Source organism: Marinobacter sp. UBA2498 (assembly GCF_002341575.1).
GTDB classification, from domain to species: Bacteria; Pseudomonadota; Gammaproteobacteria; order Pseudomonadales; family Oleiphilaceae; genus Marinobacter; species Marinobacter manganoxydans.
The window spans coordinates 1,440-2,081 of record NZ_DDOI01000066.1 but is presented as its reverse complement, the minus strand read 5'-3'; the positions used below and the strand labels follow the sequence as shown (position 1 = coordinate 2,081).

The window sequence follows — 642 nt, the reverse complement described above, 5'->3', positions numbered from 1 at the left end:
TCAAAGCGCTGCTTGCGGTAGATAGCCTGAAAACGAGCCTCGGCCTCCAGCGCTATGCGTTCGGTGGCGCGAGTTTCTGCACTGAAGTTGTTGCGGACATTCAACGGGATGGAGAAGGTCAGCCCGACAACGCTCTCTCCACCATCACGACCGAAATTGACGCCAAAGGTGGGCTCCGCCTTGGCGGTACGCCGTGTCACTTCAGCTTCCTCCTTCAGCGACTGCCAGCGGGCGTGGGCGCTGGCTACGGCCGGGTGTTGCAGTAACTCCTGATCCGAGGTCAAGTCTGGCTGGGAGGGCCAGAAATCATCAGGAATGCCGCCTCGCGTGGGCGCCCATGCGGGCAGCAGCTCGCGAACCCGGATTTCGGCTTTCTGTATCGCGGCTTCGGCCTCGGCAACCTGAGCCAGCTGCTGTGACAGGGACAGAAAGGTGAGTTCGGCATCGATGCTGCCCAGATCACCTGCCTGCTGGCGCTTATCCACCTGTTCGAGCAAGGCGTTAAGTTGCTGCTGTTGCGCTTGGGCAATGGCGGCGGCGCGGTTGGCGGCATGCCACTCCACCAGTGCGGCAAGCGCCTCGGCGGTTTTGTCCAACACTTGTTGCTGGTACAGCGCTTCGGCGGCGCTTCGCATAAAGCCG

Annotated in this window: 1 protein-coding gene; it reads right to left on the bottom strand. The window is 61.8% G+C overall.

What is annotated here, in order from left to right; genetic code table 11:
* Nucleotides 1-642: TolC family protein (locus tag B2W52_RS09215; RefSeq protein ID WP_476738522.1), on the bottom strand; the 642-nt coding region annotated here is incomplete at both ends.